Origin of the sequence: Sphingopyxis alaskensis RB2256 (assembly GCF_000013985.1) — a bacterium.
GTDB lineage: Bacteria > Pseudomonadota > Alphaproteobacteria > Sphingomonadales > Sphingomonadaceae > Sphingopyxis > Sphingopyxis alaskensis.
Map to the genome: position 1 here is coordinate 3,036,032 of NC_008048.1, position 16,402 is coordinate 3,052,433.

Annotated in this window: 18 protein-coding genes and 1 tRNA gene; 12 read left to right on the forward strand and 7 right to left on the reverse strand. The window is 67.4% G+C overall.

The genetic code is table 11. From position 1 onward, the window contains the following. Positions 1-49: 49 nt before the first annotated feature. Positions 50-538, forward strand: a complete 489-nt coding sequence (locus SALA_RS14665) for a DUF1993 domain-containing protein (RefSeq protein ID WP_272940677.1) — start codon at positions 50-52, stop codon at positions 536-538. A gap of 47 nt (positions 539-585) precedes the next feature. On the opposite strand, the gene metW is transcribed toward SALA_RS14665, so the two are convergent. Together metW and SALA_RS14675 are read right to left on the reverse strand one after the other, a co-directional pair. Then, positions 586-1,173 (reverse strand): methionine biosynthesis protein MetW, encoded by a 588-nt coding sequence (gene metW, locus SALA_RS14670; RefSeq protein WP_011543154.1) that lies wholly within the window; start codon positions 1,171-1,173, stop codon positions 586-588. Then, complete coding sequence (locus SALA_RS14675) at positions 1,173-2,294, reverse strand: homoserine O-acetyltransferase MetX (protein ID WP_011543155.1); 1,122 nt, start codon at positions 2,292-2,294, stop codon at positions 1,173-1,175. Before SALA_RS14675 ends, metW begins: the two co-directional genes overlap by 1 nt. A gap of 342 nt (positions 2,295-2,636) precedes the next feature. Here SALA_RS14675 and hisC point away from each other — a divergent pair, with 342 nt between their 5' ends. Further along, on the forward strand, positions 2,637-3,752 hold the full coding sequence (hisC, locus tag SALA_RS14680) for a histidinol-phosphate transaminase (protein WP_011543156.1): 1,116 nt from the start codon (positions 2,637-2,639) through the stop codon (positions 3,750-3,752). Beyond that, positions 3,752-4,654, forward strand: a complete 903-nt coding sequence (locus tag SALA_RS14685; RefSeq protein WP_011543157.1) for a prephenate/arogenate dehydrogenase family protein — start codon at positions 3,752-3,754, stop codon at positions 4,652-4,654. The genes hisC and SALA_RS14685 overlap by 1 nt, the downstream gene beginning before the upstream one ends. Before the next feature lie 101 nt (positions 4,655-4,755). Here SALA_RS14685 and SALA_RS14690 read toward each other — a convergent pair whose 3' ends face one another. From SALA_RS14690 to ftsE, 4 genes are read right to left on the reverse strand one after another with little or no spacing between them, the layout of a single operon-like run. Beyond that, the gene (locus SALA_RS14690; RefSeq protein ID WP_011543158.1) at positions 4,756-5,487 is read right to left on the reverse strand and encodes a lysophospholipid acyltransferase family protein; all 732 of its coding nucleotides are present in this window, start codon (positions 5,485-5,487) and stop codon (positions 4,756-4,758) included. 11 nt (positions 5,488-5,498) lie between these two features. Beyond that, positions 5,499-6,029: a YdcF family protein gene (locus tag SALA_RS14695; protein ID WP_011543159.1), complete on the reverse strand. Its 531-nt coding sequence runs from the start codon at positions 6,027-6,029 to the stop codon at positions 5,499-5,501. Next, positions 6,026-6,931: a cell division protein FtsX gene (locus tag SALA_RS14700; RefSeq protein WP_011543160.1), complete on the reverse strand. Its 906-nt coding sequence runs from the start codon at positions 6,929-6,931 to the stop codon at positions 6,026-6,028. The genes SALA_RS14695 and SALA_RS14700 overlap by 4 nt, the downstream gene beginning before the upstream one ends. A gap of 7 nt (positions 6,932-6,938) precedes the next feature. Then, positions 6,939-7,670 (reverse strand): cell division ATP-binding protein FtsE, encoded by a 732-nt coding sequence (ftsE, locus tag SALA_RS14705; protein ID WP_237700890.1) that lies wholly within the window; start codon positions 7,668-7,670, stop codon positions 6,939-6,941. A gap of 157 nt (positions 7,671-7,827) precedes the next feature. On the opposite strand from ftsE, the gene SALA_RS14710 reads away from it, so the two are divergent. After that, positions 7,828-8,592, forward strand: a complete 765-nt coding sequence (locus SALA_RS14710; RefSeq protein WP_011543162.1) for a zinc-ribbon domain-containing protein — start codon at positions 7,828-7,830, stop codon at positions 8,590-8,592. A gap of 137 nt (positions 8,593-8,729) precedes the next feature. On the opposite strand, the gene SALA_RS14715 is transcribed toward SALA_RS14710, so the two are convergent. Further along, a complete protein-coding gene (locus SALA_RS14715) occupies positions 8,730-9,785 on the reverse strand; it encodes a YeiH family protein (RefSeq protein ID WP_011543163.1) in 1,056 nt (351 codons plus the stop codon). Positions 9,786-9,892: 107 nt separating this feature from the next. On the opposite strand from SALA_RS14715, the gene SALA_RS14720 reads away from it, so the two are divergent. The 8 genes from SALA_RS14720 (at position 9,893) to SALA_RS14755 (ending at position 16,337) form a co-directional block, all read left to right on the forward strand. After that, positions 9,893-9,969, forward strand: a tRNA-Arg gene (locus SALA_RS14720). Between the two features lie 53 nt (positions 9,970-10,022). After that, a complete protein-coding gene (locus SALA_RS14725; RefSeq protein WP_011543164.1) occupies positions 10,023-11,225 on the forward strand; it encodes a CoA transferase in 1,203 nt (400 codons plus the stop codon). A gap of 157 nt (positions 11,226-11,382) precedes the next feature. Further along, entirely contained in the window at positions 11,383-12,597 is a 1,215-nt protein-coding gene (locus tag SALA_RS14730; RefSeq protein ID WP_011543165.1) for an acetyl-CoA C-acetyltransferase, read from the forward strand. After that, complete coding sequence (locus SALA_RS14735) at positions 12,597-14,186, forward strand: acyl-CoA dehydrogenase family protein (protein WP_041383417.1); 1,590 nt, start codon at positions 12,597-12,599, stop codon at positions 14,184-14,186. The genes SALA_RS14730 and SALA_RS14735 overlap by 1 nt, the downstream gene beginning before the upstream one ends. Positions 14,187-14,473: 287 nt before the next feature. After that, complete coding sequence (locus SALA_RS16535) at positions 14,474-14,971, forward strand: response regulator transcription factor (RefSeq protein ID WP_153802816.1); 498 nt, start codon at positions 14,474-14,476, stop codon at positions 14,969-14,971. A gap of 61 nt (positions 14,972-15,032) precedes the next feature. After that, positions 15,033-15,407, forward strand: a complete 375-nt coding sequence (locus SALA_RS14745; RefSeq protein ID WP_011543168.1) for a hypothetical protein — start codon at positions 15,033-15,035, stop codon at positions 15,405-15,407. A gap of 24 nt (positions 15,408-15,431) precedes the next feature. Then, positions 15,432-15,845: a hypothetical protein gene (locus tag SALA_RS14750; protein ID WP_011543169.1), complete on the forward strand. Its 414-nt coding sequence runs from the start codon at positions 15,432-15,434 to the stop codon at positions 15,843-15,845. A gap of 27 nt (positions 15,846-15,872) precedes the next feature. Next, positions 15,873-16,337 carry a helix-turn-helix domain-containing protein gene (locus SALA_RS14755; RefSeq protein ID WP_011543170.1) on the forward strand — a complete coding sequence of 155 codons (465 nt, stop codon included), beginning with the start codon at positions 15,873-15,875 and terminating at the stop codon, positions 16,335-16,337. Positions 16,338-16,402 lie beyond the last annotated feature (65 nt).

Here is a 16,402-nt window from a genome sequence, read left to right on the forward strand (position 1 = left end):
CGGTGGCCACTTACAGGGATATGCGATGCCTTACGCTCAATCAGCGCGAATGACTTTTGCCAACATGCTCGGCACGCTCGACCATCTTGTCGGCAAGGCTATAGATGCCAAGATGCCGGACGACGTGCTGAGGGCACAGCTGACCGAGGATATGTTCCCGCTCGAGCTTCAGTTCCGCGTCGCTTTGAACCAGGTGCTTCTGGCCCTCAATCAAGTCGGTGGAACGACGGTCCCGCTCGAAGAAACCACGTACACGTCGCTTGCAGAGGTTCGTCAGCGGATTGCCGCGGTCCGCGCGCTCGTTGATCAGACCGATCCTGCTCGATGGGCGGACGCCGAAGCAAAGGTCGATCTGACATTGCCGAATGGCGTGCGCTTTGTGATGTCCTCCGAAGAGGATGTTCGCGACTGGATCATGCCGAACTTCTATTTTCACGTGACGATGGCGTACGCCTTGCTGCGCGATGCGGGGCTGGCCATCGGCAAGATGGATTTCATCCCGCATATGGCCCGCCACAAGGTGTCGGCCGCGGACTAGCGGCGGATCCGCTACGCTCCCGTCGCTGTTGCCTGCGACTTGGGGACTTAGCCTCGCGCGATCAGGAAAATCGCATGTTCGGCGCGCCAGCTTGCGGCGGCGTCGCTCGTCGGCTTGTCGCCCGACAGGTGCCAGACACGCTCGACCCGGATACCACGCGCGCGGACGAGGTCGCGAAAATCGCTGACCGTCACATGGTGGATGTTCGGCGTTTCGTACCAGGCGACGGGGAGCAGCCGCGTCACCGGCATCCGGCCGTTCCACAGGAGCGCGAGCCGCACGCGCCAGTGCGCGAAATTGGGAAAGCTCACGAAAGCGCGCGGCGCGATGCGCAACAGTTCCTCGACGACGCGGTCGGGGCGCTCGGTCGTCTGCAACGTCTGCGACAGGATCGCATAATCGAACGCGCCGTCGGGATAGTCGGCGAGGTCGCGGTTCGCGTCGCCCTGCACCACCGATTGCCCGCGCGCGATCGCCGCGGTGACATTCGCCGGATCGATCTCCAGCCCGCGCGCGTCGACACCCTTGGCGCCGAGCGCGACCATCAACTCGCCGTCGCCGCAGCCGACGTCGAGCACGCGCGCCCCCGCCGGAACGGCATCGGCGATGATCGCCAGATCGGGACGCAGCGCCATCAGCGTCCGCCCCCGAGCGCGCCCGCGACGATCCGGTCGAGCGCGGGGACATCGAGGAGGAAGCTGTCGTGCCCGAAGGGCGCCGACAGCTCGACGAAGCTTGCCGCCGCGCCGACGCTTTGCAGCGCCTGGACGATGCGGCGCGATTCGGCGGTGGGGTAAAGCCAGTCGGTGTCGAAGCTGACGAGCGTGAAGCGCACATCCTTCGCCCCCGCAAAGGCGCCCGCAAGGCGACCATCGTGCGGTTCGGCAAGGTCGAAATAGTCCATCGCGCGCGTGATATAGAGATAGGCGTTGGCGTCGAAGCGGTCGGTGAAGGCCAGCCCCTGATGCCGCAAATAGGATTCGACCTGAAAATCGGCATCGAAACCAAAGCTCTTGATCGCGCGCGCCTGCAGGCGGCGGCCGAACTTTTCGGTCAGCCCGGCTTCGGACAAATAGGTGATGTGCGCCGCCATCCGCGCGACCGCGAGCCCCTTGGTCGGCGCGCGCGCGCTGCCATAATATTGGCCGTCCTGCCAGTCGGGGTCGGCCATGATCGCCTGGCGCCCGACCTCGTGAAACGCGATATTCTGTGCCGAATGGCGTGCCGCGCTGGCGATGACGATCGCCGAGCCGAGCCGATCGGGAAAGGCCGCGGCCCAGGCGAGCGCCTGCATCCCGCCCATCGATCCGCCGACCACCGCGTGCAGCCGCGCGATACCGAGATGATCGAGCAGCATCGCCTGCGCGCGCACCATGTCACCGATGGTGATGACGGGAAAGGCCATGCCGAGCGGCGCGCCGGTGGCCGCGTCGGGGCTCGCCGGCCCGCTCGACCCCATGCAGCTGCCGAGCACATTGGCGCAAATGACGTGGAAACGGTCGGTGTCGATCGGCTTGCCGGGACCGACCATGCGCGCCCACCAGCCGGGCTTGCCCGTCGCGGGATGGTCGCTCGCGACATATTGGTCGCCGGTGAGCGCGTGGCAGATGAGCACGGCGTTCGACTTGTCGGCGTTGAGCGCGCCATAGCTTTGCCAGGCGATCGTCACCGAAGGCAGGCTTTGTCCGCTGTCGAGCGGCAGCGGCGCCTGAATCGTCACGCTTTGATGCTGGATTTCGTGCAACCGGCTCGCCATGGGAAGGCGGGGCTAAGCGGGCGAAGGGGGCGTGTCAACGATGCGCGCGCAGAGATCGGGGGCTGGATTATTCGCGCGGCGACGCAGAGCCGCCCAGGATTTGATTCACGCGGAGACGCGGAGACGCGGAGAAATGAAGCCAGCCGCGAACCGGCCGTCGATCCGCGGTTTCACCCACGACCGCGGCGTAGCCGGAAAAGGGGGCCATTCGGCCCCGAACGATATCCTCCGCGTCTCCGCGTCTCCGCCTGAGCCTTTTCCGTTCCTCTTCGCACTCCGCGCCTCTACGCGAATCCCATCAACAAACTGGACTTGGCGGCCTTAGCCGTTAAACGCCCCCGCATGACCGACGCGACCCCCACCCTGACGCCCAAGCCGTGGATCAGCGGCATCGCCCCCTATGTGCCCGGCAAGTCGGCGGGCGCCGACGGCCGCCCGCTCATCAAGCTGAGCGCGAACGAAAATCCGCTCGGCACGGGGGAGAAGGCGCGCGCGGCCTTTGCCGCGGTGCAGTCGGCGCCCGACGCGCTGTCGCGCTATCCCGATCCGGGGTCGGTCGAATTGCGCGCGGCGATCGCCGCCAAATATGGGCTCGACCCCGACCGGGTGATCTGCGGCAACGGCTCGGACGAACTGTTGCACCTCGCCGCCGGGACCTATGCCGGGCCGGGCGACGAGATTCTTTATGTCCGCTATGGCTTTGCGGTCTATGAAATCGCCGCGCGGCGCGTCGGCGCAGTGCCGGTCGAGGCCGACGACCGTGATTTTGCAACCGATGTCGATGCGTTGCTCGCCGCGGTGACCGACAGAACGCGCGTCGTCTATCTCGCCAATCCGAACAATCCGACGGGGACGCTCGCGACGCGCGAAGAAGTTGGGCGGCTTTACGCCGGGTTGCCCCAAAATGTGCTGTTCGTGATCGACCAGGCCTATGCCGAATATCTGACGCCGGACGAAGACGACGGCGGGCTGGAGCTGGCAAAGACCCGGCCCAATGTCTTTGTCACGCGCACCTTCTCCAAAATCCACGGGCTTGCTGCCGAGCGCATCGGTTGGGGTTATGCGAGTGCCGATGTGATTGCGGCGCTGCACCGCATCCGCCTGCCGTTCAACGTCACCCGCGCCGGGCAGGCGGCGGCGGTCGCGGCGCTCGGCGACGATGATTTCGTGAACCGCAGCCGCGCGCATAATGCCCGCTGGCGCGCCTGGCTGGCGGCGGAACTGGAGAGCCTGGGCAATCATGGCGTGCGCGTCGTCCCGTCGGCGACCAATTTCCTGCTCGTGCTGTTCGAGGGCGCGGTGAGCGCCGAGACCGTCTATCACCGGCTGATGGACGCGGGCTATATCGTCCGCTGGCTCCCCGGACAGGGGATTCCGCAGGCGCTGCGCATGACGATCGGCACCGAGGACGAGACGCGCGGGCTTGCGACGGCAATCCGCGCCGCGCTCGCCGGTTGATGGCGATCGGGCGCGTCGCGATCGTCGGGCTGGGCCTGATCGGCTCGTCGGTCGCGCGCGCGGTGAAGGCGCGGCTGCCCGGCGTCGCGGTGGCGGGTTATGACGCGAGCGATGCGGTGCGCGTCGAGGCGCGCGCGCTGGGTTTCTGCGACGCGGTCGCCGACGGGGCCGCTGCGGCGGTGGCCGACGCCGACCTGGTCGTGCTTGCGGTGCCCGTCGGGCGGATGGCCGATGCCGCAGCGGCGATTGCGCCCGGACTGAAAGCTGATGCGATCATCTCCGACGTCGGATCGTCGAAGGCCGGGGTCGCCGCGGCGCTGGCCAAGGCCTTGCCCGATCACGCCGTCATTCCCGCGCATCCGGTTGCGGGGACCGAGAACAGCGGGCCCGCCGCGGGCTTTGCGACGCTGTTCGATGGGCGCTGGTGCATCGTCACCCCGCCCGCGGGCGCGCCGCAGGACGCCGTGACGGCGGTGACGTCGTTCTGGCAGGCGCTCGGCGCGCGGGTCGAGACGATGGACGCGGCGCATCACGACATGGTGCTCGCGGTGACGAGCCACCTGCCGCACCTCATCGCCTATACGATCGTCGGCACCGCGAGCGAGCTCGAAGAAGTGACCGAGAGCGAGGTCATCAAATATTCGGCGGGCGGATTCCGCGACTTCACGCGCATCGCGGCGAGCGACCCGGTGATGTGGCGCGACGTCTTTCTCGCCAACAAGGACGCCGTGCTCGCAACGCTCCAGCGCTTCAACGAGGATCTGACCGTGCTCCAGCAGGCGATCCGTCGCGGCGACGGCGCGCGGCTGGAGGAATGGTTCACGCGTACGCGCGCGATCCGGCGCTCGATCATCGAACAGGGGCAGGATGATGCGGCGCCCGACTTTGGGCGGAAGCACTAGGCAGCCACAGACCGAGGACCCGTTCGTATCGAGCGAAGTCGAGATACGCTTGCTCAGCCCGTGCCATCGCGTGTCTCGACTTCGCTCGACACAAACGGGATTCAGAGGGCCACGTTGCTTTCCAGCAACGCCTCGGGCGGATTGAGCGCGTTGATCGCGGCGCGCACGCGCTCCTCGGCCTCCTCGCGCGGCAGGCCGGGGGGGATGGTTTCGCCGATCCGATAGGTGATCGTGCCCGGCCATTTGACCCAGCGGCGCGGCGGATAGGCGACGCCGCTGTCGACCGCGACGGGAATGACGGGCACGCCGAGCAGGCGGTACATGCCGGCAAAGCCGGGACGAAGCTGTGGCGCCTGCCCATGCGGAACGCGTGTGCCTTCGGCGAAGAGGACGAGCGGGCGGCCCTTTGCGAGCGCGGCCTTCGCCGCGCCGAGCATCGCACGCATCGCCTTGCCGCCACCGTCGCGGTCGACGGGGATCAGTCCATAAAAACGCGCCGCCTGCCCCCAGACGGGGATCGCGAACAGCTCTTCCTTCGCAAAGACCGCGGGGTGGCGGAACAGTATCGGCTGCTCGATCGTCTCGAACGCGCTTTCATGCTTGAAGACATAGAGCACCGGCGTATCGGACATCGCGCCTTCGATGACGATCCGCTGGCCGAGCACGAAGCGGCAGATCAGCCGGTGAAAGCGCGCCCAGACGCGCACGAACCAGATCGTCGCACGGTGCGAGATCGGCAGCATGACGACGGCGCCGATCGATGCGACGCTGCTCATCAGGACGAAGAGCAGCCAGAAGAGGATCGAGCGGAGCAAGGCGATGGTGTAGCGCATTGGCGCCGCTCCTAAAGCCCGAGCAGGCCGCCCGCCAGCCCCGCGAGATATTTGTGATATTCGCGGAACAGCGTCGCCAGATTGGGTTGGCTACGCACCGCGTCGGTTACGATCGTGACATCGCGACCCACCGCGCGGCCGATTTCATATTCGGCGCGGCGCATGTGCCAGTCGGTTGTGACGAGCCGGATGCTCTTGTACTTGCGCCGCTTGGCCCATGCCGCGACCTCGGTGGCGTTCGAGCGTGTGTCCTCGGCGTCGAACCCCAGCGCGATACAGCAGTCGAACAACGCCACCGGACGCCCATATTCGGCGGCAAGCTCGCGCGGCTTGACCTCGCGCGCGACGCCGCTGATCAGGAGGCGCTTCGCGTCGCCGGCCTCGAGCCGTTCGAGCGCACGGTCGATGCGGCCCGGACCGCCGGTGACGACGACGATCGCGTCCGTCTTCTGCGGCGGCGCGGGCAGCGGCAGGAGCAGCGCGAACCAGGCGAAGCCCAGCACCCAGACGAGGAACAGCAGCGAGATCAGGCGCTTGATCATAGCATCTTCTTCAGCGCGGCGAGCAGCGTCTGGCGCGCCGTCAGGGCAGCGAGCGCGATAGCCAATAGCGGCAGCGCCAGCAAGAGCGCCCAGCCGGTGACGCCAAGCGAGGCGGTCGCGGCGAGCCCGGCGGTCACTCCCGACCATTGCCAGCCGACGAGCAGCATGATCGCCGCCGCGACCAGACTGCCGAGCGCAATGCCATAGGCGGTGTCGATCGCGATCCGGCGCTGGAACAGTCGCGCGATCTGGCGGTCGGTCGCGCCGATCAGGTGCAGCATCTCGATCGTCGCAAAATGCGTGCCGAGCGCGGCGCGCGCGGTCATGATCACCACCGCGGCGCTGGCGAGCGCCATCAGGACGACGAGCCCGGCGGCGATCCACGCGAGCGAACGGATCAGCCGCGCGACGGGACTTAGCCATTCGGCATGGGCGATGATCCGCGCGCCCGGCGCCTCGCGCGCGACGAGTGTTTCGAGCGCCTTCATCGCTCCCGCGCGGTCGTCGCCGACGAAGTCGATGTCGACAAGCGCCGGGAGCGGGAGTGACGCCAGCACCGGGTCGTCGCCTTCGGTGCGGCCGAACCATTGGCCGAGCATCGCCTGCAATTCCTCGCGCTCGACCGCGCGCGCCGCGCGGACGAAGGGGGCGGCGCTGGCGGCGCGGCGGAGCGCCGCCGCCTGCGCGGCGCGCGTCACGGGATTGGCGGTGACGATCTGGACGGTGACGCGGCCCGCAATCGCATCGCCGATCGCATTGGCCGATCGCGCGAGCCCGATCCCCGCGGCGGCGGCGAGCAGGGTCAGCATCATCAGGATTGCGATGATCCACGGCGTCGGCCCCGACAGGCGGCGGTCGGGGAGCAGGCGGCGGTGCTGGACGGGAACGCGGGGGATGATCATGCCCAAATCACGCCCTGTTCGCCGGCGGATAGCGCAGCGCCCCGGTGGGGTCGGACAGGCGCCCTTTTTCGAGCCGCATCATCTGCGCATTTTCGATGCGGCTGATGAGGTGGATGTCGTGCGTCGCGACGACGACCGTGGTACCGAGGCGGTTGAGCGCCTCGAACAGCCCCAGAAGGCGCATCGCCATGTCGGGATCGACGTTGCCGGTCGGTTCGTCGGCGACGAGCAGTTGCGGGCGTGCAATCACCGCGCGCGCGATCGCGACGCGCTGTTGTTCGCCGCCCGACAGCGTCGGGGGAAAGGCGTCGGCGCGCTCGCCGAGGCCGATCCAGCTCAGCATCTCGCCGACCGGCCCCGCCAGATCCTCCTCGCCCACCCCCGCGATGCGCAGCGGCAGCGCGATATTGTCGCGCGCGCTCAAATGCGGGATCAGGCGGAAATCCTGGAACACGACGCCGATGCGGCGGCGAAAGCCGGGCAGGCGGTGGCGCGGCATCGCGACCAGATCCTCGCCGAACAGCCGCACGATGCCGCGGCTCGGTCGCTGCGCCAGATAGAGCATCTTGAGCAGCGACGTCTTGCCCGCGCCCGACGCGCCGGTGAGGAAATAGAAGCTGCCCGGTTGCAGGTTGAAGCTGATGTCGGACAGAACCTCGGCATCGGGGCCGTAGCGCAGCCCGACGCCGCTGAACTCGACCATCGCGCCGCCGGGGCGCATCGACGCGGCGTCGGTCATGGCGTCATGCGCGGGCGCGCGGCGCGGCGCATGGCCTTGAGGAACAGGGGCGCTGGTCCGCTCATCCCGCTGCCTCTCGCACGGCTCTCGCCCGAGGACAAGCCGTGAGTGGAACGCGGCGCTTGCCACGCCGCGAATCAGCGTGTTTAGAGGGCCCATGATCCTCGCCTGCCCGTCCTGCCGCACGCGCTATGTCGTTCCGGATACCGCGATCGGACCCGCGGGTCGCACCGTACGTTGCGCCAATTGCCGCCACAGCTGGTTTCAGCAGCCCGCCGCCGCGCCGCCGCCGCCCGACGCCATCGTCCCACCGGACGTCACCGCCGAAGCGGCTCGCGGACCCGGACCCGCGCCGACCCCGGCCCCCGCCCCCACCTATTCCGATTTTCCCGAACCCGAAGCGGTGCCGCCGCCGCCGGCCTTTGCCGCCGACCCGCCGCCGCGCCCCGCGCCGCCGGCCGAGGACGCGCCGCTGCCGTTCCGCCGCCCGCGCCGCAATCCGGCAAAGCGCTGGACGATCATCGCCGCGAGCGCCGCGGCGTTGATGCTTGCGGCGACGGGCGCGCTCGTCTGGTACGGGCTGCCAAGCTGGGCCGAGGGGCTGGGCCTGCCCGGCGGCACGGCCGAACCCGATCTGGTGATCGAACTGCCGCCCAACCAGGATCACCGCGAACTCGCCGACGGCACCATCTATTTCGCCGCCTCGGGGGTGATCATCAATCCGACCGACCGCGAACAGCGCGTGCCGCCGATCCTTGCCGAACTGCGCGATGCGCAGGGCACGATCGTTTACAGCTGGACGATCAAGCCGCCGGTGCGGGTGCTGCCGCCCAATGAAAAGGTCAATTTCAGCGAGGCAAAGCTCGACATCCCGCGCCGTGCGACGCAGCTGACGGTCAGCTGGGCGCTACCCAAGAGTTGAAAACTTGTCATTGCGAGCATAGCGAAGCAATCTCCAGCTATCGTCCTGCCCGGTCGATGGCTGGGGATTGCCTCGTCGCTTCGCTCCTCGCAATGACGACCCAATTGGAAACAATTGCTTGCTCTGACGTCACGCCGTCATAACAGCAGCGCGGCGCCGAGCGACAAAAGGAAGCTGGTCAGCGTCGCGACGATGATCGGCGCAAAGCTCTGCCACCCCTGATCGAGCAGCAGGTGCAGCCGTGCCTTCATCGCGGTCGCGACGATCGCGAGCAGCAACAGCGCCTGCGCGCCGGTCGCGGCGCCCGCCTGCACCGGCCGCGGGATCGCCACGAGCGAATTGATCGCGACCACGGCCAGGAACCCCAGAATGAACCACGGCAAACGCAGTGGAATGCGCGCGCCCGCTTCGCCGCGGCGACCGAGCCATAGTGCGACGAGCATCAGCATCGGCGCGAGCAGCGCAACGCGCGTCAGCTTGACGATCGTCGCCACCTCGCCCGCTTGCGGAGAAAAGGAAAAGCCGCCGCCGATCGCCTGCGCGACGTCGTGGATCGACGCGCCGATCAGGAATCCGGCCTGCGCGTCGGTCAACCCCAGCTCTGCGGCGAGCACCGGATAGAGTGTCATCGCGAGCGCGCTGGCGACGGTGATGCCGACGAGCGTCAGCGTGAAACGCGCCTGATCGATGCGCCGGTCGCCGATCAGCGACCAGAGCGCGAGCGCCGCCGATGCGCCGCAGATTGCCGTCGCGCCACCCGCGAGCAGTGCGGCGTGGCGGTCCTGCGCAAAAAGATGTGCGCTCGCGACGGTCACAAGGATCACCGCGAGCATGATGGCGACGAGCAGCAGGAACGGCAGCGGCCCCATTTCGGCAAGCTGGACGGCGGTGATCCGCGCCCCGACGAGCACGATGCCGATGCGCAGCGCGGTCTGCGACATGAGATCGAGCCCGGCGTGCGTCCGCACGTCCTGCGACAGGAAGGAGAGCGCGAGGCCGATGAGCAAGCCCATCAGCACGATCGGCGCGGCATAATGATCGGCGAGCCAAGCCGCGGCGAGCGCGGCGATTGCGGTGACGAGAATGCCGGGCAGATAATCGTGCCAGCGGCGCCGCGCCGGCGGGTTCGCCTCGAGCTGCATCTCGCCGTACAGGTCGGCGGCCATCGGCCAATGTTGTCCGGACGTTTTCACCGCCGCTCCCTTGCCCTTTCGACAAGGCCCGCTTCGCATATCCGCGCGGCGCGGTCGATAGGCCATTGCTGGCGGGCCGCAGCCTTGCTAGAGGCCGCGCTCTGTCCGCACCCGTAGCTCAGCTGGATAGAGCGTCGCCCTCCGAAGGCGAAGGCCACAGGTTCGAATCCTGTCGGGTGCGCCAGATGGCTGGTGAGCGGCAATTGGCGCCGCAACGTCGGGGGAGACGGGGGCCGGATGTACGACCTGCTGGCCGACCTGTCGGTGATCGAAGCCTCGTCCTTTGTCGCCTCGCCGACCGCCGGGCTTTACTGCGCCCAGATGGGGGCCGAGGTGATCCGCGTCGACCAGATCGGCGGCGGTCCCGATTTCCGGCGATGGCCGGTCACGGCGAACAATGATTCGCTCTATTGGGAAAATCTGAACCGCGCGAAAAAATCGGTCGCGCTCGACCTCGGCCGGGCGGAGGGGCGCGAGCTTTTGCAGGCGCTGGTGCGCGCGACGGGGCAGTTCGTCACCAATTTCCCGGTCGGCGGGTTCCTTTCGCACGAGACGCTGGCGGAGGGCCGCGCCGACCTGATCACCGTGCGCGTGATGGGGTGGGCCGACGGGTCGCCCGCGCTCGACTATACGGTGAACAATGCGGTGGGGTATCCGATGCTGACCGGCGCGGGCCCAGAACCGGTCAATCATGTGCTGCCCGCATGGGACTTGCTCACCGGCGCCTATGCGGCCTTCGCGTTGCTCGCGGCGATCCAGCGGCGCAGCGTCAGCGGGGAGGGCGGCGAAGTGCGCCTGCCGCTGTCCGATGTCGCGATCGGCACGGTCGCCAATCTCGGCGGGGTGGCCGAGATGCTCTATACGGGCGAAAACCGGCCGCGGCTCGGCAATGCGGTTTACGGCCTGTTCGGGCGCGATTTCGTGACGCGCGACGGACGGCGGACGATGATCGTCGTCGTGACGCCGCGGCAATGGTCGAACCTCGTCGCCGCGCTGGAACTCGGCGACGCCATCGCGGCGGTCGAGGCGGCGCGCGGGGTTTCCTTCGCCACCGACGACGGGCTCCGCTTCACGCACCGCGATGCGCTCTATTCGCTGTTCGAGGCTGCGATCGCGGCGCGCGACCACGCCGACCTTGCCGCCGCCTTCGACGCGGGCGGGATCGTCCATTCGCCCTATCGCACCATGTATGAGGCGGTGCAGGATCCCGCGCTGGTCGCCGACAATCCGATCTTTGGCGCCGCCGACAACCCCAGCGGTTTCGCCTATCCCGCCGCGGGCGCCTTTGCGACGCTGCCGTATGCGACACGCCAGCCGCCCGCCAGCGCGCCGCGCAATGGCGAGCATAGCGAGGAAATATTGACCGACCGCCTGTCGCTGTCGTCGGGCGAGCTTGCCCGCCTGATCGACGCCGGTATCGTCGGTGTTGCTTCAGAATGACGAGATCCAAACCCCGTTCGCGTCGAGCGTGGTCGAGACGCCCCTCGGTCCAGCGCGGCGTCTCGACTTCGACCTTCGGTCGAAGTTTATCCTGAGCGCCTGCCAAGGCAGTCGAAGGGCTCGACGCGAACGGAAAAGAAGAATTGGAGACTAAACCATGACCCTGCGCCGCGCCGCCATTGTCGCCCCGATCCGCACCGCCGTCGGCAAGTTCGGGGGCGCGCTGTCGTCGATGAGTGCGGGCGCGCTCGGCGCGGTGATCCTGAAGGCGCTGATCGAGCGGACAAAGATCGACCCCGCGCGCGTCGACGACGTCGTCTTTTCGCAGGGCTATGGCAATGGCGAGGCGCCGGCGATCGGCCACTGGTCGTGGCTCGCCGCGGGGCTGCCGCTCGAAGTGCCGGGATATCAGCTCGACCGCCGTTGCGGGTCGGGGCTGCAGGCGGTCGTCAACGCCGCGATGATGGTCCAGACGGGCATGGCCGATGTCGTCGTCGCGGGGGGCGTCGAATCGATGTCGAACGTCGAACATTACAGCATCGACATTCGCAAGGGCGTGCGCGCGGGCAATCTGACGCTCCACGACCGGCTGACGCGCGGGCGGCTGATGTCGCAGCCCGTTGAGCGCTTCGGCGTGATCAGCGGCATGATCGAGACCGCCGAAAATCTGGCGAAGGATTATGGCATCAGCCGCGAGGCGGCCGACGCCTATGCGGTGCGCAGCCACCAGCGCGCGGCGGCGGCGTGGGCGAAGGGGCTGTTCGACGACGAACTGGTACCGGTCGAAGTGCCGCAGAAGAAGGGCGATCCGGTCATTTTCGCGCACGACGAGGGCTATCGCGCCGACGCGAGCCTGGAAACGCTCGGCAAGCTGCGCGCGCTCGAGGGCGGCATCGTCACGGCGGGCAATGCCAGCCAGCAGAATGACGCCGCCGCGGCGTGCCTGGTGGTTGCCGAGGACAAGCTCGATGAGCTCGGCCTGGAACCGATCGCCTGGTATCACAGCGCGGCGTCGGCGGGGTGCGATCCCAGCCGCATGGGCATCGGCCCGGTCCCCGCGGTCGAGCGGCTGTTCGCGCGCAGCGGGCTTGGCTGGGGCGACATCGACCTTGTCGAACTCAACGAGGCCTTTGCGCCGCAGGTGCTGGCGGTGCTCAAGGGCTGGGGTTGGGCGGACGACGACAGCCGCAACGAGATTCTCAATGTCAACGGATCGGGCATCTCGCTCGGCCATCCGATCGGCGCAACCGGCGGGCGCATCCTCGCCAATCTGACGCGCGAGCTGGGACGTCGCAACGGGCGCTATGGGCTCGAGACGATGTGCATCGGCGGCGGGCAGGGAATCGCCGCGATCTTCGAGCGCGCGGCCTGATGGGTTTGCGCTCCGCTCTCCAAGCGGCGCAGGCCTATCGCGACGCGGCGCAGGCGGCGCTTGCCGAACGGCTGGCGGCGCGGCCGATCGACGAGGAACAGCGCGCCGCGCATGGTTTTGCGTGGGTCGCGACGACGGTTGCGGCGCTCACCGCCGTGCTCGATTGGTGCGAGTCCGGGGGGGAATCGAACCCGCTCGACGCGAAGGTCGCCACGCTCGCCTTCGCCGAGAGCATCGCCCAGCTCGTCGGCGGCCTGCCGATGGGGCAGAATGAGATGTTCCGCCCCGCCGACCTTGGCCTCGGTGCGGAGGCACGCGCGCTTGCCGATGCCTCCGCGGAGCTGCTCGACGCCGGCCACGCCGCGCTGCGCGCCGAGGTGGCCGCCGCGCTCGCGGCGGAGCAATGGCCGAGCGAAACGCTCCACGACGCCGACCTCGATGCGATCCGCGACCAGTTTCGCCGCTTCACCGATGCGGAGATCGTGCCGCACGCGCACCGCTGGCACCTCGCCAACGCGCTGATCCCCGACGCCACTGTGCGGGCGATGGCCGACCTTGGCACCTTCGGCGTGTGCATTCCCGAAGAGTTTGGCGGACTCGGCCTGTCGAAGCTGGTGATGTGCCTCGTCACCGAGGAATTGTCGCGCGGCTGGATCGGTGCCGGGTCGCTCGGCACGCGGTCGGAGATTGCGGGCGAGCTGATCGCGACCGGCGGCACCGACGCGCAGAAAGCCGAATGGCTGCCCAGAATCGCGAGCGGCGCGATACTGCCGACCGCGGTGTTCACCGAACCCGATGTCGGGTCGGACCTCGGTTCGTTGCAGACGCGCGCGCGGTTCGCGCAGGGCCGCTGGGTGATCGACGGCGCCAAGACGTGGATCACCCACGCCGCGCGATCGGACCTGATGACGCTGCTCGCACGCACCCTGCCCGACGCCAGGGGCTATGCCGGCCTCTCGATGCTGCTTGTTCCCAAGCCGCGCGGCACCGACGCCGACCCCTTCCCCGCCGCAGGCATGAGCGGTAGCGAGATCGCGGTGCTCGGCTATCGCGGCATGCGCGAATATGCGCTGCAATTCGACGGCATGGCGGCGCCCGCCGACGCGCTGCTCGGCGGCGTCGAGGGGCAGGGGTTCAAGCAGCTGATGCGCACCTTCGAGGGCGCGCGCATCCAGACCGCGGCGCGCGCGGTGGGCGTGGCGCGACGCGCGCTTGAGCTGGGGCTCGATTATGCAATGAACCGCAGGCAGTTCGGCCGGGCGATCATCGCCTTCCCGCGCGTCGCCGACAAGCTGGCGATGAGCGTGGTCGATTTCGTGATGGCGCGCGAGCTGGCCTATGCCGCGGCGCGCGCCAAGGACAGCGGCAAGCGCTGCGACATCGAGGCGGGAATGGCAAAGCTGCTCGCCGCGCGCGCCGCCTGGGTGAACGCCGATGCCAGCCTGCAGATCCACGGCGGCAACGGCTATGCGCTCGAATATGAAATCAGCCGCGTGCTCTGCGACGCGCGTATCCTCAATATCTTCGAAGGCGCGGCGGAGATTCAGGCGCAGGTGATTGCGCGCGGACTGATCGAAGGCCGCAACTAGAGCGCGATGACATGATATTGACCCACCGTGACGGAGGCGCGTCGGCATGTGCGAAGCCACTGCCGGGCAATCGGCCCGGCGCCGCATCGACCTTGCTGATGCCGGTTCGGTGGGCGGCATGTGCGGGAGCCGATTCGATTCGGGCCGAATGGATCGTGCGACCGCTTCGCGCGTCGGGCCGCCCCCCCCCTGTTACGGTGACTCGTTGTCTGCGAGCGGCAATGTCACCGTAACATGGCTGGACGGCAGATGAATTTGACCCCTGCCGACCTTGATTTCGACTCGTGATGCTCTATTCCAACCCCGTGCAAGGCGATCCAGACAATTACATAAGCCTGCTTTCGGCCGCGCAAATCGAAACGTTGCGGCACGTTTACGAGCATAAAAATTCCAAACAGATCGCGCGGATCATGAATGTTTCGCCGCACACCGTGGACGAGCGGGTACGACGGGTTCTAAAAAAGCTTAATGTTTCCAACAGAATAGAAGCTGCCCGGATATTGGCTGTTAACGGTGTCTTCGATCATGTTACCCCTTATCAGCCTTTGACATATCAATTGATCGACCTAGGCGACGATGCGCCCCCCGCCGATGCCGAAAGGGGGCGCAGTGCGTTTCGGCGGCTATTCGATATCGGTTCGCCTTTTCCTACCGCGTCCCAGCCGGCCAACCGGCATGGGTTGATGGAAAGGATTATCTGGCCGATTCTCATCGCATTTGCGACGATCTTGGCTTTTTCCGCCCTCTATTCGATCCTTGTCGGACTTGGTCGTGTTCTGACCTGAATGTTCGAACCGAATGCTGCGGGGGGGAAACCGGTAGCATTCTTTTTCAAGGAAAAAGTTAATGCTGAACGAACGAGTGTCTGCAGCCAAGAAGATCGCGTCCGACCTGCACCAGGCCGAAGACGCCATCGACGAAGCGATGATCCGCATTGCCCGGCTTGCGGCGACGCTGCCGACCGCCCGGCGCGAAACCAACATGTCGGCGATCGTCGGCCAGGAGGCGATGGCCAAGGTCGCGCATGCGCTTGCCGCGGCGGGCGAAGTGCGCCAGCTCTTGACCGACGCGCATCTGGCGCTGACGGCGACGCAGAAGGAGGTCGGGCTCGGCACCCGCATGTTCGGCGCGGGCGTCAAGCCGGCGTCGGCGAGGCTGGTCGACGAGGGCAGCAACGATCGCCAGCGCGCCGACGCGCCGACGTTCGCGAAGGCGGGTTGATCCGCAGGAAAGGTTGACTGCCACATGTGGTCCGTGGCGATCTATTATGTCGTTCTGCTCCTCACCGTTGCTGTCGCCGTCCGGCATGGCGGACCGCTTGAACGCTGGGCAGCCTATACGGCATTGATCGCCTCGGTACTCACGACCGTCGTGACGCCTTTTCCGACCTGGACCAACATCGAAGTCAATATCTTCATCGTCGATGTGCTGGTGCTCCTGAGCTTCTGGTTCATCGCGCTCCGGACACAGAGTTTCTGGCCCTACTGGATCACCGGCTGGCAGTTGATCGCCATTTTCGGCCATATCCAGAAACTGATGTTCGTGGAGATACTGGCGCGGCCCTATTCGCTGCTGTCGATGTATATATCCTATCCGATCCTGTTGCTCATCATATACGCATCGGGATCGTCGGGTCGGCGAAAGGACGTTGCGGCGTAGCGGTGGCTCTCCGGGGGCGTTGTCACGATGCAGCAATTCTCGAACCAGGAAATTGCCGAACTGAAATCGCGGGTCGACCAGATTCACGAGCTGCTCGCCAGCCGCGGCGACGATCCGCCAGCCATGCTCGCGCATCCCGCGCTGCTCGACCAGCTGTCGTTCAGTATTGAAGTGCGCCGCATCCGTCGCAGCCATTTCGGCGCCGACATGTCGGGTCCGGTCTGGGACATGATGCTCGACCTGATGCTCGCGCGGGCCAAGGGGCGGGTGCTCGGTGCCAGCGACCTTGCGACCGGCGCCGGTGTGCCGCTGTCGTCGGGGTTGCGGATGATCGCGGCGCTCGAAAGTCATGGTCTTGTCGAGCGCGAGATCGACGAACGCGACCGCCGCCGCACGCTTGTCCGACTCTCCGGCGCCGGTGCCGAACGCATGGCCTCCTATTTCGAAAGGATCGACGCCGCGCGCCGGGGCGGCCAACCGCTGGCCGCCTGATACTTCGCCTTGCCCCCCCCGACCGGGTGCGGCGCAACCCTGCGCTGCACCCGGTCATCCCTCGG

Bases quoted from the DNA above. Each gene is read 5' to 3' on its own strand.
- SALA_RS14730 (WP_011543165.1), top strand. From the start codon at position 11,383: ATGACCCTGCGCCGCGCCGCCATTGTCGCCCCGATCCGCACCGCCGTC.
- SALA_RS14695 (WP_011543159.1), bottom strand. From the start codon at position 6,029: ATGATCAAGCGCCTGATCTCGCTGCTGTTCCTCGTCTGGGTGCTGGGC.
- ftsE (WP_237700890.1), bottom strand. From the start codon at position 7,670: ATGACCGACGCCGCGTCGATGCGCCCCGGCGGCGCGATGGTCGAGTTC.
- SALA_RS14745 (WP_011543168.1), top strand. From the start codon at position 15,033: ATGCTGAACGAACGAGTGTCTGCAGCCAAGAAGATCGCGTCCGACCTG.
- SALA_RS14690 (WP_011543158.1), bottom strand. From the start codon at position 5,487: ATGCGCTACACCATCGCCTTGCTCCGCTCGATCCTCTTCTGGCTGCTC.
- SALA_RS14710 (WP_011543162.1), top strand. From the start codon at position 7,828: ATGATCCTCGCCTGCCCGTCCTGCCGCACGCGCTATGTCGTTCCGGAT.
- SALA_RS16535 (WP_153802816.1), top strand. From the start codon at position 14,474: ATGCTCTATTCCAACCCCGTGCAAGGCGATCCAGACAATTACATAAGC.
- SALA_RS14750 (WP_011543169.1), top strand. From the start codon at position 15,432: ATGTGGTCCGTGGCGATCTATTATGTCGTTCTGCTCCTCACCGTTGCT.
- SALA_RS14665 (WP_272940677.1), top strand. From the start codon at position 50: ATGACTTTTGCCAACATGCTCGGCACGCTCGACCATCTTGTCGGCAAG.
- SALA_RS14755 (WP_011543170.1), top strand. From the start codon at position 15,873: ATGCAGCAATTCTCGAACCAGGAAATTGCCGAACTGAAATCGCGGGTC.
- SALA_RS14685 (WP_011543157.1), top strand. From the start codon at position 3,752: ATGGCGATCGGGCGCGTCGCGATCGTCGGGCTGGGCCTGATCGGCTCG.
- SALA_RS14700 (WP_011543160.1), bottom strand. From the start codon at position 6,931: ATGATCATCCCCCGCGTTCCCGTCCAGCACCGCCGCCTGCTCCCCGAC.
- SALA_RS14725 (WP_011543164.1), top strand. From the start codon at position 10,023: ATGTACGACCTGCTGGCCGACCTGTCGGTGATCGAAGCCTCGTCCTTT.
- hisC (WP_011543156.1), top strand. From the start codon at position 2,637: ATGACCGACGCGACCCCCACCCTGACGCCCAAGCCGTGGATCAGCGGC.
- SALA_RS14675 (WP_011543155.1), bottom strand. From the start codon at position 2,294: ATGGCGAGCCGGTTGCACGAAATCCAGCATCAAAGCGTGACGATTCAG.
- metW (WP_011543154.1), bottom strand. From the start codon at position 1,173: ATGGCGCTGCGTCCCGATCTGGCGATCATCGCCGATGCCGTTCCGGCG.
- SALA_RS14735 (WP_041383417.1), top strand. From the start codon at position 12,597: ATGGGTTTGCGCTCCGCTCTCCAAGCGGCGCAGGCCTATCGCGACGCG.